This is a genomic window from Modestobacter sp. SYSU DS0657 (assembly GCF_054050925.1).
In genome coordinates this window covers 1-12,628 of sequence record NZ_JBJHAG010000028.1, presented here as the reverse complement: position 1 = coordinate 12,628, position 12,628 = coordinate 1, and the positions used below count along the sequence as shown (strand labels likewise).

The window sequence follows — 12,628 nt, the reverse complement described above, 5'->3', positions numbered from 1 at the left end:
CCGACGAGCCCCGGGGCGGTCAGTCGGTGCGCGGGGCGTACCCGGCCGCGGCGAGCGCGCCGAGCACCTCGGTCGCGTGGTCGGGGCCCCGGGTCTCCAGGTGCACCGCGACCTCGACCTCGCCCAGGTCCAGCCGCGCCGTCGTCCGCTCGTGCTCCACCGACAGCACGTTGGCCGCCAGCCCCGCCAGCTCGTGCAGCAAGGCGGCCAGCGACCCCGGCCGGTCGGGCACCTGCACCCGCAGCGAGAGGTACCGGCCGGCGGCGGCCATGCCGTGCTGGACCACCTTCATCATCAGCACCGGGTCGATGTTGCCGCCGGAGACCACCGCGACCACGGGCGCGGCGAACGCACCCGGGTCGGCCAGCAGCGCGGCGACGGCCGCCACCCCCGCCGGCTCGACGACGAGCTTGGCCCGCTCCAGGCAGAACAGCAGCGCCCGGGACAGGTCGCCCTCGGTGACCGTGCGCACCTCGTCGACCAGGCCGGCGACGTGCGCCAGGGTGAGGTCACCGGGTGCACCGACGGCGATGCCGTCGGCCATCGTGCTCATCGAGGTCAGCGGCACCGGCGCCCCGGCCGCCAGCGAGGCGGGGAACGCGGCTGCGCCGGCCGCCTGGACGGCGACCACCCGGACGTCGGGGCGGCGGGCCTTCACCGCCGCGGCGATGCCGGAGACCAGCCCGCCCCCGCCGGTGCAGACCACCACGGTGGCCACGTCCGGGCACTGGTCGAGCAGCTCGAGCCCGACGGTGCCCTGCCCGGCGATCACGTCGGGGTGGTCGAAGGGGTGGATGAAGACCTTGCCGGTCTCCTCTGCGTGGACGAGCGCAGCGGCGATCGCGTCGGTCAGCGTGGCGCCGCCCAGCCGGGCGTCGGCCCCGTAGCCGCGGGTGGCGGCGACCTTGGGCAGCGGCGCGGACACCGGCATGAACACCGTCGCCGTCGCGCCCAGCTCGCGGGCGGCCAGCGCGACGCCCTGGGCATGGTTGCCGGCGCTGGCGGCGACCACCCCGCGGGCGCGCTCCGCCTCGCTGAGCCGGGAGATCCGGGTGTAGGCGCCGCGCATCTTGAACGAGCCGGTGCGCTGCAGGTTCTCGCACTTCAGCCACACGGGACCGCCGACCCGATCGGCCAGCGCGCGGGAGTGCTCCAGCGGCGTGCGCCGGACCACGCCGTCCAGCAGCCGGGCGGCCACCTCGACGTCGGCTCCGCTGACCAGGGGCACTGCACCGGGGACCGTCACGGCGGCGATCCTCGCAGCCGGCACCGGCCGGGACGGGGAACCACCCGGCTGTCGCATCCCCGTCGTACCGTGGTCGAGGTGACGGACGCCGCACCGCTGGGAACCGCTCAGGTCCCGCCTCCCCCCGCTCCCACGACGCTCGGCGAGCTCCGCGCTCGCGGGGCCACCGCCAAGCCGGTCAAGGCCGAGCTCCGCGACAACCTGCTCGCCCGGCTGGGCGCCGGGCAGCCCTCCCTCCCCGGCATCGTCGGGTTCGAGGACACCGTCGTCCCCGAGGTCGAGCGGGCGCTGATCGCCGGGCACGACCTGGTGCTCCTCGGTGAGCGCGGCCAGGGCAAGACCCGGCTGATCCGCACCCTGGTCGGCCTGCTCGACGAGTGGACGCCGGTGCTGGTCGGCAGCGAGCTCAACGAGCACCCGCTGGCCCCGATCAGCGTCTGGGGTCACCGGCAGGTCGCCGAGCACGGCGACGAGACACCGGTCGGCTGGCTGCACCGCAGCGAGCGGTTCGGCGAGAAGCTGGCCACCCCCGACACCAGCGTCGGCGACCTGATCGGCGACGTCGACCCGATCAAGGTGGCCGAGGGCCGCACGCTGGGCGACCCGGAGACGGTGCACTACGGCCTGGTGCCGCGCACCAACCGCGGCATCTTCAGCGTCAACGAGCTGCCCGACCTGGCCGAGCGGATCCAGGTCGCGTTGCTCAACGTGCTGGAGGAGCGGGACATCCAGATCCGCGGCTACCGCGTGCGGCTGCCGCTGGACCTGCTGCTGGTGGCCAGCGCGAACCCGGAGGACTACACCAACCGCGGCCGGATCATCACCCCGCTCAAGGACCGGTTCGGCGCCGAGGTGCGCACCCACTACCCGATCGAGCTCGCCGACGAGGTGCGACTGCTGCACCAGGAGGCGCAGACCGGCTGGCTGGGCGGAGAGGCCCTGGGCGCCCCGGTCGTGCCGGAGCACCTGGTGGAGATCGTCGCCCGGTTCACCCGGCTGGTCCGCGAGTCCAGCCACGTCGACCAGCGCTCCGGGGTGAGCGCCCGGTTCGCCATCGCCGGGCTGGAGACCGTGGCCGCCTCCGCCGTCCGCCGGGCCGCGGTGGCCGGGGAGACCCGCCCGGTGGCCCGGGTGGTCGACCTGCCCAGCATCGTCCCGGCCAGCCGGGGCAAGGTCGAGTTCGCCGACGCCGGCAGCGACCCCGACGACGAGCGCGACCTCGAGGTGCTCGAGCACCTGCTGCGCCAGGCCACCGCGCAGACGTTCCGGGCCCGCTGCGGCGGACTGGACCTCACCGGCCTGCAGGAGCACTTCACCGGCGGGGACACCGTCGAGTCCGGTGACCTGGTGCCGGCGGCGGCCCTGCTGGGCCAGCTGGGCACCGTGCCGAACCTGGCGCAGCTGCTGGGCCGGCTCGGGGTGCCGGAGGGTGAGGAGTCGGCCGAGCAGGCGGCGGCCGCGGTCGAGTTCGCCCTCGAGGGGCTCTACCTGACCCGCCGGCTGGCCAAGGACACCGACGGCGGCCGCACCGTGTACGGGGCCTGACCGTGGCCGGGCGTCGCCCGAGGGGCTACCGGTACGGCCAGTGGCGCGGCGGGCCCGACCCGCTCGCGCCGCCCTACGACGTCGCCTCGGCCGTCGACGAGATCGGCGACCAGGTGCTGGCCGGCAGCGGTGTCCGCGAGGCGCTGCGCGACCTGCTGCGCCGGGGCGCCGACGGGCGCCGCGGGCTGGACGCGCTGCGCCGCAACGTCCGCGACCGGCTGCGCCAGGCGCGCCAGGCCGGGCGGATGGACGGCACGCTGGAGCAGGTCCGCGAGCTGCTGGACTCCGCGGTCGAGGCCGAGCGGCGCGCGCTGTTCCCCGACCCGGACGACGCCGCCCGGCTGGCCGAGGCCGAGCTGGACGCCCTCCCGCCGGACACCGCCGGTGCCGTCCGCGCGCTCAAGGACCACGCCTGGCGCTCGCCGGAGGCCGCGCAGGCCTACCAGCAGATCGAGGACCTGCTCCGCCAGGAGGTGCTGGACAGCTCCTTCGCCGGGATGAAGCAGGCCCTGCAGGCGATGGCCGACGGCGACGGCGCCGCCATGCAGGCGGTCAAGGACATGGTCGCCGACCTCTCCGCGCTCGTCGACGCGCACAACCGGGGCGAGGACACCGACCAGCGGTTCGCCGACTTCATGGACCGGCACGGCCAGTTCTTCCCCGACGACCCGCAGTCGGTGGAGGAGCTGATCGACTCCCTCGCCCGCCGCGCCGCCGCCCAGGAGCGGATGATGGCCGGCCTCTCCCCCGAGCAGCGCGCCGAGCTGCAGGACCTGATGAGCCAGGCGATGGGCGACCTCGGCCTGCAGAGCGAGATGGCCCACCTCAACGACGCGCTGCGCCAGGCCCGGCCCGACCTGCCGTGGGGGCAGCGCGGCCCGGTGCCCGACGGCGAGCAGGGGCTGGGCCTGGGCGACGCGACCACGGCGGTCGCCGAGCTGGCCGACCTGGAGGCGCTCTCCCAGCAGCTGTCCCAGGGCTACGCCGGCGCCTCGCTGGCCGACGTCGACGAGGAACTGCTGGAGCAGGCGCTGGGCCGCTCGGCCGTCGACGACCTGCAGGCGTTGCGGCAGCTGGAACGCGAGCTCGAGCGGCAGGGCTACCTCAACCGCAGCGAGGGGCACCTGGAGCTCTCCCCCAAGGCGGTGCGCCGGCTGGGGGCCACGGCGCTGCGCCGGGTGTTCGCCCAGCTGTCGGCGACCGGCCGCGGGGAGCACGACGTCGCCGACGCGGGGGCCGCCGGCGAGCTGACCGGGAGCTCGCGGGAGTGGCGGTTCGGCGACGAGCAGCCGCTGGACGTCGTCCGCACGGTGCGCAACGCCGTGCTGCGCAGCGCCGGCACGCCCCGGGGCGAGGGCGACCGCCGGGTGCAGATCGCCGTCGAGGACTTCGAGGTGGTGGAGACCGAGCGGCGCACCGGTGCCGCGGTGGCCCTGCTGGTCGACCTCTCCTACTCGATGGCGCTGCGCGGCACCTGGGGCGCGGCCAAGTCGACGGCGATGGCGCTGCACTCCCTGGTGACCACGCAGTTCCCGCAGGACGCCATCGAGATCATCGGCTTCTCCTCCACCGCCCAGGTGCTCCGCCCGGAGACCCTGGCCGAGCTGTCGGTGGACACCCTGCAGGGCACCAACCTGCAACACGGGCTGATGCTGGCCCGCCGGTTCCTGGCCCGGCACCGGGACGCCGAGCCGGTGGTCCTGGTGGTCACCGACGGCGAGCCCACCGCGCACCTGGAGGACGACGGCACGCCGTACTTCTGCTGGCCGCCGATGCCGGAGACGATCGCCCGCACCGTCGCCGAGGTGGAGCGGGTGGCCCGCTCGGGGGCGACGCTGAACGTCTTCGCCCTCGACCCCGAGCCCGGGCTGGTCGAGTTCGTGCACGACATCACCGCCCGGGCGGGCGGACGGGTCTTCTCCCCCGACACCGAGCGGCTCGGCGAGTACGTCGTCGCTGACTACCTGCGCGCCCGGAGGGGGCGACGATCCCGGTGAGCTGAAGGACCCCGCTGCCCCCTCTTCCCGCACCCGTGCCGGTGCGGCAGGACCGTGCCGGGCCAGGTCGCCACGAGCGGCGCGGCGAACCGGACCGCAGACCCGGGCCGCGTGGGGGAAACTGTTGCCGTGACCACCGAGACGACGTCGGGGACGATCACCATCGAGCAGGTGGAGGCGGCCGCCACGTACCCGCTGCGCGCCCAGGAGCTCCGCCAGGGCCGGCCGGTGGAGATCGACGAGGACGACGCCCCGTACACGATCCACCTGGCGGCACGGATCGACGGCGGCGAGATCGTCGGCGTGGTCCGCTTCCACCCCCGGGACTGCCCGTGGCGCGAGGGCGAGGGCTCCTGGCAGCTGCGCGGCATGGCCACCGACCCCCGGGTGCGCGGGCTCGGTGCGGGCCGGGCGCTGGTCGCCGAGGGGCTGGTGCAGGTCGCCGCACACGGCGGCGACCTGGTCTGGTGCGACGCCCGCGCGGCCGCCGTGGGCTTCTACGAGCGCATCGGCTTCACCACGGTCACCGAGGAGTACGACCTGCGGCCGGTCGGCCCGCACCGCGGCATGCTCATCGAGCTGCCGATCCGCTGACCGGCGCGGTCCGCGAGCGGGGTCAGCGGACCGGGTGCGCCCCGCTGGAGCTGATCCCCGGGATCAGCCCGGCCCGGAAGGCGTCGACGAACAACCGGTGGTCCTCCTGGGTGCGTCGCGCGTACCCGTGCGCGAACCCGATCAGATCGGCGACGAACTCCGCCCGCCGCCCGCCGATCAGCGCGGTGATCGCCTCCTCGGTCTGGAACGGCACCAGGGTGTGGTCGCTGTCGGCATCGCCGACGCAGTGCAGCTTCGCCGTCGCCCGGCCCAGCTGGCCGAGCACCGGGGCGATCTCCTCGGGCTCGGTCAGCTCGTCCCACTCCAGGTCGGTCTCGTAGGCCGACAGCTCCTGGACGACGAAGCCCACCCCGCCGATCTCGGTGTGCCCCAGGAACTGTGAGGCGTTGGCCTGCAGCGCCCGCTGGCTGACCGCGGTGCGGTGGCCGTGGTGCTCGAAGTAGCCGCTGACCTCGGGGTCGCGGACCACCCGGCTGGGCGCGGCCACGTTGCCCTGCTTGATCGACAGGACGACGTCGTTCTCCAGCGCCTCGTCGTAGCCCTCGATGAGCACGTTGTAGGCGGGCAGACCGGCGCTCCCGATCCCGAACCCCCCGGTGCCGACGAGGTCCTTCACCTCGTAGGCCACGTCCCGCCGGCGGCGCGGCGGGTGCACCGTCTGCTGCCACCGGTCCAGGGCGCGCAGCACCTCGGCGCGCTCGTCGTCGTCGAGCCGGCGGTTGCGCGGCAGGTCGGCGAAGCGGCGCTCGTACCCCTCGACCGCGGTCAGCCGGTCGAGCAGCTCGATCCGGGTGCGCGTCGTCGTCCGCAGGATCACCTCGCGCACCGCCCCGCGGGTGTTGTGCCGGGTCAGGGCGAAGAGCCGGTCGGAGTCGGAGTGGGTGAACGCCTCGACCTGGTCCAGCCAGCTGCCGAGGTACCCGGCCAGCAGCTCGCCGATGACGTCGTCGGCGAGGGCCTTGCGCCAGGACAGCAGGGCGAAGCTGGCGGCGAACCGACGCAGGTCCCAGCTGACGTGCCCGAGGTAGGCCTCGTCGAAGTCGTTGACGTCGAACACGATTCGGCCGGATCCGTCCATGTACGTGCCGAAGTTCTCTGCGTGCAGGTCACCCTGGATCCACACCCGCGACGTCCGCTCGTCACACCAGCGGTCCTCCAGCGTCGCCATGTCCGCGTAGAACAGGCAGGCCGAGCCGCGGTAGAAGGCGAAGGGGTCGGCCGCCATCTTTCGGAACTTCGTCCGGAAGGCGTCCGCGTCGGCCGCCATGAGCGGGGCGAAGGCGTCGACCAGGACGTCGACGATCTGCTGCTGCCTGGTCTGGTCAGCTGGGGTCAGGTCAGCTCGGGCGGCCACGGATGCACCGTAAGGGGTGGTTAGCCTGCTGATCAGTGCTCCGGTGCACGACGCGACCGCGGAGCGGGACGAGAGGACGGGCCAGGTGACGCGAGCGAGCAGGGCGCGACGGCTGGCGACCGGCGCGGCCTACGGCGGCGGGGGCATCGGGCTCGCCGGCGCCGGCCTGGTCACGCTGCTGCGCCAGGAGGCCCGCTCCGCCCGCAAGAGGGTCGTCGCCCGGACGGCGAAGGCCGACCCGCCCACCGGCAACGGCGTCTACGGCCGCGGCCGCGGCAAGCCGCTGGTGTTCACCGTCCTCGGCGACTCCAGCGCGGTCGGCCTCGGCGTGCACCGCGCCGCGGAGACCCCCGGGGTGCTGATCGCCGCAGCCCTGGCCGAGCTGGCCGAGCGGCCGGTCCGGCTGGCGCGGGTCGCCGTCTCCGGCGCCGTCTCCCGGGACCTCGCCGCGCAGGTCGAGCAGGCGCTCACCGAAAAGCCCGACGTGGCGCTGATCATGATCGGCGCCAACGACGTCACCAGCCGGACCAAGCCCGCCGTCTCGGTGCGGCACCTGGCCGAAGCGGTGCGGGCGCTGGTGGGCGCCGGCTGCCAGGTCGTCGTCGCCACCTGCCCGGACCTGGGCACCATCCGGCCGATCGGGCAGCCGCTGCGCCTGCTCGCCCGGCGCTGGAGCCGGCAGCTGGCCGCAGCGCAGACGATCGCCGTCGTCGCCGAGGGCGGCCGCACCGTCTCCCTCGGTTCGGTCCTCGGCCCGTCGTTCGCCAGCGACCGGACGCTGTTCAGCATCGACGAGTTCCACCCGTCGGCCGCCGGGTACGCCGCCGCGGCCTCGGTGATCCTGCCCTCGGTCGCCGACGCGGTCGGCGTCTGGCCGGCCGCGGCCGACCGGGGCCTGCGACTGCGTCGGGACAGCGTCCGGCCGATCGCCCAGGCCGCTGCCCGAGCCGCTGGACGCCCGGGCACCGAGGTCCAGCCGACCGAGGTGCGCGGCGAGGAGACCGGACCGCGGGGACCGTGGGCGCGGCTGCGCCGCCGGCGCCCGCCGGAGATGCCCACCTCGGCACAGGCCGACGAGGCCCGCGAGGCGGTCGGCTCCTGACCACCGGTCCGGGCTCACCGCGTCCTACTCGGGAGTAGGTTCGGGGGCGACCCGACGTCCGTCGCCGCCTCTGGTGGCGATCCTCAGTGTGGAGGACCCATGCCCGAAGCCGTCATCGTCGCCGCCGCCCGGTCCCCGATCGGCCGCGCCTTCAAGGGGTCGCTGAAGGACCTGCGCCCGGACGACCTGACCGCGACCATCGTCCGCGCCGCCCTGGACCAGGTGCCGCAGCTGGACCCGACCGACATCGACGACCTGATGCTCGGCTGCGGCCTGCCCGGCGGTGAGCAGGGCTTCAACATGGGCCGCATCGTCGCGGTGCTGATGGGCATGGACCACCTGCCCGGGACGACGGTCACCCGGTACTGCTCGTCCTCCCTGCAGACCACCCGGATGGCGCTGCACGCGATCCGGGCCGGGGAGGGTGACGTCTTCGTCTCCGCCGGGGTGGAGATGGTCTCCCGCTTCGTGAAGGGCAGCTCCGACGCCATCCCGGACACCGAGAACCCGGTGTTCGCCGACGCCAAGGCCCGGGTCGCGAAGACCGCCGAGAGCGGCGCGGAGTCCTGGCACGACCCCCGCGAGGACGGCGAGCTGCCCGACGCCTACATCGCGATGGGGCAGACCGCGGAGAACCTGGCGCTGCTCAAGGACGTCTCCCGGCAGGAGATGGACGAGTTCGCCGTCCGCAGCCAGAACCTCGCCGAGCAGGCGATCGTCGACGGCTTCTGGGCCCGGGAGATCACCCCGGTGACGCTGCCCGACGGCACGGTGGTCTCCGCCGACGACGGGCCCCGCGCCGGCACCACCCTGGAGGGCATCAGCTCCCTGAAGCCGGTGTTCCGCCCCGACGGCCGGGTCACCGCCGGCAACGCCTGCCCGCTCAACGACGGCGCCGCCGCCCTGGTGATCATGAGCGACCGCAAGGCGCAGGACCTCGGCATCACCCCGCTGGCCCGGATCGTCTCCACCGGCGTCACCGGGCTCTCGCCGGAGATCATGGGGTACGGCCCGGTGGAGGCCACGCAGCAGGCGCTGGCACGGGCGGGGATGTCGATCTCGGACATGGACCTGGTGGAGATCAACGAGGCGTTCGCCGCGCAGGTCATCCCCAGCTACCGCGACCTGGGCATCGACATCGACCGGCTGAACGTGCACGGCGGGGCGATCGCCGTCGGCCACCCGTTCGGCATGACCGGCGCCCGGATCACCACCACGCTGCTCAACGGGCTGCGTTCCCGCGACGGCCAGTTCGGGCTGGAGACGATGTGCGTCGGCGGCGGCCAGGGCATGGCGATGGTGGTCGAGCGCCTCAGCTGAGGCCCGACGCTCGCTGGGGTCGAGCAACCCCCCAGACGTGACCGTGGCCCGGCCCCCTCACGGGGACCGGGCCACGGTGCGTTCGAGCGGGGGTCAGCCCGCCCGCAGGAGCGTCACTCCCGGAAGTAGCTGAGCAGACGCAGGATCTCCAGGTACAGCCAGATGACCGTGATCAGCAGGCCGAAGGCGATGTACCAGGCGAACTTCGGCTCCACGCCGCGGCGGATCGCCTCGTCGGCCATGTCGAAGTCGAGCAGCAGCGAGAACGCCGCCACACCGATCACGACCAGGCTGAAGATGATGGCGATCGGGCCACCGTCGCGCAGCCCCAGCCCGCCGGGCGTGAAGAAGCTGGCGACCAGGTTGACGATGATCAGCGCCAGGACACCGAAGAGCGCGCCGACGATCCAGCGGGTCAGCTTCGGGGTGACCCGGATGGCGCCGGTCTTGTAGGCGAACAGCATCCCGGCGAAGACACCGAAGGTGCCGACGAGGGCCTGCGTCACGATGCCGCTGTACTGGGCGTTGAAGACCTCGCTGATGGCGCCGAGGGCGACACCGTAGAGCGCACCGTAGGACAGCGTCGCGACCGGGCTGGCGATCTGCTTGAACGCGATGACCAGGCCCAGGACGAGGGCGATGAGGACCGCCGGCAGGGCCAGGCCCATGGCCAGCCCGTCGGGGACCATCGTCCACGTGATGGCCGCGGAGACCACCGTGACCAGGAAGCTGAGGCCGGTCTTGGTGACGACGTCGTCCATCGTCATGTAGGCGCGGCCGGTCGCCGTGTACGGCGACGGCGCGGAGTAGGGGTCGTGCTGGGTGGGTGCCCCGCCGTAGGTCTGCTGCGGGCCTGCACCCCAGCCGGCGTTCGGGCCGGTACCGGCCGCCGGGAATCCCCGGAAGGCCGGGTTGCTGCTGGGCATCGTCATCTCCTCGAGGTGACTGGTCGGGCCGTGAGGTGCAGCTTCGCACCCCACACTGCCTGATCCAACGCCATCGGGCGCCGGCTAGTTCCCACCGTGTCACGGGGTGCCCCCGGTCGGGTTCGAACCGACACTGGAACCCTTTTAAGGGGCCTGCCTCTGCCGATTGGGCTACGGGGGCTCACCTGCTGCGGCTGGGCCGGACCCTAGCCCGCCGGCCGCACCGTCACCCCGCGGCCAGGTCGGTGGCGCGGCCCAGGACTGCGTCGAGCATCGGCTCGGTGAGCTTGCCGGTGAAGGTGTTCTGCTGGCTGACGTGGTAGCTGCCCAGCAGGGTGAGCGGACCGCGCGGGCCGGTGAGCGTGACCTCGACGCCGTGCCCGAAGGCGGGGCGTGGCCGAGGGATCGCGTACCCGGCCTCGGCGAGCACCGGCCACAGCGCGGTCCAGCCGAAGCCGCCGAGCACCACGACCACCCGCAGCCGGGGCAGCAGCGCCAGCTCGCGGGCCAGCCACGGGGAGCAGGTATCCCGCTCCTCCGGCGTCGGGGCGTTGGCCGGCGGCGCGCAACGGACGGCGGCAGCCACCCGCACGTCGGTGAGCTCCAGTCCGTCGTCCCTCGCGACCGACGTCGGCTGGTTGGCGAGCCCGGCCCGCCAGAGCGCGGCGAAGATCCAGTCGCCGCTGCGGTCGCCGGTGAAGACCCGGCCGGTTCGGTTGCCCCCGTGCGCGGCCGGGGCCAGCCCGACGACGGCGATCCGGGCGTCGTCCGGGCCGAGACCGGGGACCGGCCGGCCCCAGTAGTCCTCGTGCCGGAACGACGCCCGCTTGGTGACCGCCACCTCCTCGCGCCAGGCGACCAGCCGGGGGCAGGCCCGGCAGCCGGAGATCCGCTCGTCCAGCACGGCCAGTTCGCGGGTGGCCGCCGCGCCGCGGCGCACCCCCGCGGGGGTGCGGGTCACCGGGTAGCCGTCGAGGTCGCGTGCCACCCGGACAGTCCACCACCGACGCCCGGAGCGGCGGACCACCGGGCCGGGCGGGATGATCCACCCATGGCCAAGAAGCAGAAAGCCCCCCAGCCGCCCAAGCCGCCGCTGCTGTACAAGCTCCTCGGCGCGAGCCTGGCCATCCCCGCGGGGATCCTGTCCCGGAAGTTGATCACCGCGGCCTGGAGCAAGACCCGGGGCGGCCCCCCGCCGAAGAACCCGGCTGCACCGGGCGTCAGCTGGGGTGACGCACTGGGCTGGGCCGCCGTCTCCGGGGTGATGGTCGCCCTCGGTCGGCTGCTGGGCAACCGCGGCGCCACGGCCCTCTATCAGAAGCTGACCGGCGAGCTGCCGCCGGGCATCAACGCCGGCAGCGCCTGAGGAAGGACCCTCCGCACCCGCCCCAGGCCTCCTATGCCTGGGGCGGGCGGGCGAGGCGCAGGGCGATGCCGTCGAGGATGTCGTGCTCGCTGACCACGACCTCGTCGAAGTCGAGCGCGTCCATGATCACCCGCAGCACCACCGAACCCGCGCCGATCACGTCGACCCGGCCGGGGTGCATCACCGGGGAGGCCGCCCGCCGCGCCCGGGTGGCCGACAACAGCCCGGCGGTGACCGAGCGGACGGCGCCGACCGGGATCCGTGACCCGTGGATCGCGTCCGGGTCGTAGCCGGGCAGCTCGAGGGCGAGCGCCGCCACGGTGGTCACCGACCCGGCCAGCCCGACCAGCGTGACCGCCTCCTGCACCGGCACCGCCGCCCGCACCAGGTCCAGCGCCGCCCGGACGTCGGCCTCGGCGCCCTGCACCTCGTCCGGCGGGGGTGGGTCGCTGTGCAGGTGCCGCTCGGTGAGCCGCACGCAGCCCACGTCCACCGACCGGGCCGCCCGCACGCCGCCGGCGTCGCCGAGCACGAACTCGGTCGACCCGCCGCCGATGTCCACGACCAGGAACGGCGGGCGCGGCGCGGCGGAACCGTGCGCGGACGCCGCGGCGGTCAGCGAGGCGGTGGCACCCAGGTAGGAGAGCTCCGCCTCCTCGACCCCGGGGACGACGTCGGGCAGCTGCCCGAGCGTGGTCAGCACCATCTGCTCGAAGTCCGCCCGGTTGGCGGCGTCCCGGGTGGCGCTGGTGGCCACCATCCGCACCCGCTCGGCGCCCAGCTCGCGGGCCTGCGCGGCGTACTCGGCGAGCACCCGGCGGGTGCGCTCGATCGCCTCCGGGGCGAGCCGGCCGGTGGCGTCCACACCCTGGCCGAGGCGGACCACCTCCATCCGCCGGAGCAGGTCGGTGTGCGCACCCTCCGGCGGCACGTCGGCGACCAGCAGCCGGATGGAGTTGGTACCGCAGTCGATGGCGGCCACCCGTGTCATCGCACGTCCTCCGGGTCGGTGGGGCTGGGAGCGGCACAGCGGCCGGCGGCCCACCACTCCCCCATCTCGGCGACCGCGCGGTCGCCGATCGGGTTCACGCCCGGCCCGGCGGCCAGCGCGTGGCCGGCCAGGGCGTGCAGGCACTTGACCCGGTCGGGCATCCCGC

Annotated in this window: 12 protein-coding genes and 1 tRNA gene; 6 read left to right on the top strand and 7 right to left on the bottom strand. The window is 74.5% G+C overall.

Annotation, left to right across the window (positions count from 1 at the left end):
- Nucleotides 1-19: 19 nt before the first annotated feature.
- A complete protein-coding gene (ilvA, locus tag ACI79A_RS16060; protein WP_457084751.1) occupies nt 20-1,246 on the bottom strand; it encodes a threonine ammonia-lyase in 1,227 nt (408 codons plus the stop codon).
- A gap of 78 nt (nt 1,247-1,324) precedes the next feature.
- On the opposite strand from ilvA, the gene ACI79A_RS16055 reads away from it, so the two are divergent.
- The 3 genes from ACI79A_RS16055 (at nt 1,325) to ACI79A_RS16045 (ending at nt 5,382) form a co-directional block, all read left to right on the top strand.
- The gene (locus tag ACI79A_RS16055; RefSeq protein WP_457084750.1) at nt 1,325-2,791 is read left to right on the top strand and encodes a sigma 54-interacting transcriptional regulator; all 1,467 of its coding nucleotides are present in this window, start codon (nt 1,325-1,327) and stop codon (nt 2,789-2,791) included.
- Between the two features lie 2 nt (nt 2,792-2,793).
- A complete protein-coding gene (locus ACI79A_RS16050; RefSeq protein WP_457084749.1) occupies nt 2,794-4,788 on the top strand; it encodes a VWA domain-containing protein in 1,995 nt (664 codons plus the stop codon).
- A gap of 129 nt (nt 4,789-4,917) precedes the next feature.
- Complete coding sequence (locus tag ACI79A_RS16045; protein WP_457084748.1) at nt 4,918-5,382, top strand: GNAT family N-acetyltransferase; 465 nt, start codon at nt 4,918-4,920, stop codon at nt 5,380-5,382.
- A 22-nt stretch (nt 5,383-5,404) separates the two neighbouring features.
- Here ACI79A_RS16045 and ACI79A_RS16040 read toward each other — a convergent pair whose 3' ends face one another.
- Nucleotides 5,405-6,757 (bottom strand): DUF2252 domain-containing protein, encoded by a 1,353-nt coding sequence (locus ACI79A_RS16040; protein WP_457084747.1) that lies wholly within the window; start codon nt 6,755-6,757, stop codon nt 5,405-5,407.
- An 85-nt stretch (nt 6,758-6,842) separates the two neighbouring features.
- Between ACI79A_RS16040 and ACI79A_RS16035 the strand changes: the two genes are divergently transcribed.
- Together ACI79A_RS16035 and ACI79A_RS16030 are read left to right on the top strand one after the other, a co-directional pair.
- Complete coding sequence (locus ACI79A_RS16035; RefSeq protein ID WP_457084746.1) at nt 6,843-7,859, top strand: SGNH/GDSL hydrolase family protein; 1,017 nt, start codon at nt 6,843-6,845, stop codon at nt 7,857-7,859.
- A gap of 99 nt (nt 7,860-7,958) precedes the next feature.
- Nucleotides 7,959-9,179, top strand: coding sequence for an acetyl-CoA C-acetyltransferase (locus ACI79A_RS16030; protein ID WP_457084745.1), 1,221 nt, complete (start codon nt 7,959-7,961; stop codon nt 9,177-9,179).
- A 113-nt stretch (nt 9,180-9,292) separates the two neighbouring features.
- On the opposite strand, the gene ACI79A_RS16025 is transcribed toward ACI79A_RS16030, so the two are convergent.
- The 3 genes from ACI79A_RS16025 to ACI79A_RS16015 all read right to left on the bottom strand — a co-directional run bounded on the left by ACI79A_RS16025 (nt 9,293) and on the right by ACI79A_RS16015 (nt 11,093).
- Nucleotides 9,293-10,105 carry a Bax inhibitor-1/YccA family protein gene (locus ACI79A_RS16025; RefSeq protein ID WP_457084744.1) on the bottom strand — a complete coding sequence of 271 codons (813 nt, stop codon included), beginning with the start codon at nt 10,103-10,105 and terminating at the stop codon, nt 9,293-9,295.
- 107 nt (nt 10,106-10,212) lie between these two features.
- Nucleotides 10,213-10,286, bottom strand: a tRNA-Leu gene (locus tag ACI79A_RS16020).
- A 45-nt stretch (nt 10,287-10,331) separates the two neighbouring features.
- On the bottom strand, nt 10,332-11,093 hold the full coding sequence (locus tag ACI79A_RS16015) for a uracil-DNA glycosylase (RefSeq protein ID WP_457084743.1): 762 nt from the start codon (nt 11,091-11,093) through the stop codon (nt 10,332-10,334).
- Between the two features lie 63 nt (nt 11,094-11,156).
- On the opposite strand from ACI79A_RS16015, the gene ACI79A_RS16010 reads away from it, so the two are divergent.
- Nucleotides 11,157-11,471 carry a DUF4235 domain-containing protein gene (locus ACI79A_RS16010; protein WP_457084742.1) on the top strand — a complete coding sequence of 105 codons (315 nt, stop codon included), beginning with the start codon at nt 11,157-11,159 and terminating at the stop codon, nt 11,469-11,471.
- 31 nt (nt 11,472-11,502) lie between these two features.
- On the opposite strand, the gene ACI79A_RS16005 is transcribed toward ACI79A_RS16010, so the two are convergent.
- Both ACI79A_RS16005 and ACI79A_RS16000 read right to left on the bottom strand, forming a co-directional pair.
- Entirely contained in the window at nt 11,503-12,462 is a 960-nt protein-coding gene (locus ACI79A_RS16005; protein ID WP_457084741.1) for a Ppx/GppA phosphatase family protein, read from the bottom strand.
- Nucleotides 12,459-12,623, bottom strand: coding sequence for a DUF501 domain-containing protein (locus ACI79A_RS16000; protein WP_457084791.1), 165 nt, complete (start codon nt 12,621-12,623; stop codon nt 12,459-12,461). Before ACI79A_RS16000 ends, ACI79A_RS16005 begins: the two co-directional genes overlap by 4 nt.
- Nucleotides 12,624-12,628: the final 5 nt, after the last annotated feature.